Annotated in this window: 2 protein-coding genes; both read right to left on the bottom strand. The window is 34.9% G+C overall.

Translation table 11 applies throughout. The annotated features are described in order from the left end of the window. Nucleotides 1-431: 431 nt before the first annotated feature. On the bottom strand, nt 432-1,136 hold the full coding sequence (locus tag DWW96_RS13660) for a hypothetical protein (RefSeq protein ID WP_117910808.1): 705 nt from the start codon (nt 1,134-1,136) through the stop codon (nt 432-434). Then, a partial coding sequence (locus DWW96_RS14135) for a hypothetical protein (RefSeq protein WP_158562728.1) occupies nt 1,124-1,783 on the bottom strand: 660 nt, incomplete at its 5' end. The genes DWW96_RS14135 and DWW96_RS13660, both read right to left, overlap by 13 nt.

Here is a 1,783-nt window from a genome sequence, read left to right as displayed (position 1 = left end):
GCCGATATTCCTGCTGACGCTATTACCGCTTGTGCTATTGCGGCTGCTCCTACTCCGCTTACTCCCGCTACAACTATTCCCGTTGTTCCTACGGCTGCCTTTGCCCATGTCGGCATGTTATCTATTTCACAACATATCCTTGTGTAAAATCCAAGTCCGCCTGCCACTCCGCTCTTTACAACATTGAAAGCTGTTCTTCCTGCATTTCCAAGTGTACTTATGTATGAACATCCGTCAGGATCTATGTAATACAGCGGATTGTCTCCACAATAAATGTAACCGTTCTAGGTTAGGGTTTCATATACATTTCCTGCACCTATTACCTAAAATATAATCATTAATATATGTACATATGTAAGTTCATAAACAATAAACTATCGCTGAACCATTTTATTATTTCTTATGCCTATTATCATACAAATTCATTATACTCATAAGAAATACTTTTTAAAATATTCAGATTCCGAAATACAATGTTCAAATCTTGGACAATTAATCTTTACTATTTCATCTGCAAGACCTTTAACGTTTTTTTCTCTAGCTGTTGGCAAAATAATCAATCCATTTTCTCCAGTTATCTTCTTAAAAAATCTAAATACTGAAGAATTAATCATACAATCATAAAAATATAATGAATCCATCCAGGGAAAGCAATAAATTTGTTTTCCCTGAGCATATCCTATTGCAATAGACGCTCTCCATCTCTCCCAAACATCCATATTTGATAAACAATATTTTATTCTATGACGTGACAAATGAAATTCTTCAAGAATTGTGTCAATATTTTCATACCGTTTATTTTTTTTAATAGCTAACTCTAATGCTTTTTGAACACTTAATTCTCTTTCAAATAATCCACCTGTTCTGACACCTTTTCCAACATGCCATGCCAAATCATAAATGGAATCAATTTTTATTCCATCAATAAAAATTGTTGTCTTATCATCAAATAATTTATTTGTAATAATTTGTGATAACACTTCTCCTCCAGCACCTTGTTCGCATATGATTCCATATATCTTGCCAAATTTAAAATAATATTCTCCTTTCGATATGTAATCATGTACATTTTCACCATATACATTTATATAATCCAACATATAATCTTCATTAATTGATACCTTTATTTCTTCCAAAATTGCCACCACTCTTTCTTATATCCAACCCTCTTAACATTATATACAGATATTGGAACTTTCTGTCCATCTGTCGTTTGAACAACAATATTTGCAATAGATTTTCCTTTATTCCCTGCATCTAATTCAAATGACGCATTTGTTTCAAACTGTAATACAGTATTATACCCCTTTCCAATACCTGCAATGTTCGCTTGTTTTTTTGTTGGTTGCTCTGTCCATGCAAACACCCTGTTCTCCCATACATTTCCTTTTTTTCCAAGTTGTCCAGATTCAATTATACTTTTTGCTGCTTCTTCATTTGTAACATGATAAAATCTTCTAGTAGAACTTTTACCACCCTCATACGACACACTTCCTGCTTCATCTGCCATAAACCCTGCTAGTTTTCCACTCTTTGCAGCATTTTGTATTCCTGCCACTCCAAGCCCTGCTCCTGCAAACATGTAGCCGTTTACTGCTCCGTTTATGACTGCATTCTTAAATTCTGATTTGCTGAAACTTCCATTGTTTAATGCATATATGCTGTAGAATGCTCCGTCTGTTACAGCCGATATTCCTGCTGACGCTATTACTGCTTCCGCTATTGCGGCTGCTCCCACTCCACTTGCTCCTGCAATTATTATTCCTGTTGTTCCAATGGCTAC

It is taken from the genome of Eubacterium sp. AF17-7 (genome assembly GCF_003461285.1).
Taxonomy (GTDB): domain Bacteria; phylum Bacillota; class Clostridia; order Lachnospirales; family Lachnospiraceae; genus Eubacterium_U; species Eubacterium_U album.
The sequence above is the reverse complement of the archived record's forward strand: the minus strand, read 5'-3'. Positions and strand labels throughout refer to the sequence as shown.